Source organism: Desulfosporosinus sp. I2, assembly GCF_000960765.1.
Classification (GTDB): Bacteria; Bacillota; Desulfitobacteriia; order Desulfitobacteriales; family Desulfitobacteriaceae; genus Desulfosporosinus.
Genome location: NZ_JYNH01000348.1, coordinates 1 through 209 on the forward strand (window position 1 = coordinate 1; position 209 = coordinate 209).

The 209-nt window shown below is 48.8% G+C and carries 1 pseudogene; it reads left to right on the forward strand.

Annotated elements, in window-relative coordinates:
* Positions 1-209 (forward strand): annotated as a pseudogene (locus tag UF75_RS29740) (DNA mismatch repair protein MutS); the annotation flags it as partial.

Below are 209 nucleotides of genomic sequence, written 5' to 3' on the forward strand. Positions count from 1 at the left end.
GGTTATCGACCTGTCGCAAACCGGCGGGACCTGCTTTATTGAGCCGGCATCTGTGGGCAGACTGCAATCAGAGCTGTCCGCACTGCAAATTGAAGAAGACAGCGAAGTCAGGCGTATCCTGTATTCCCTAACTGCTCTTATAAGCGATAGTCTTCCGACTATTAAGCAAAACATCGAGACGATGGAAACACTGGACTTTTTCTCTAGTC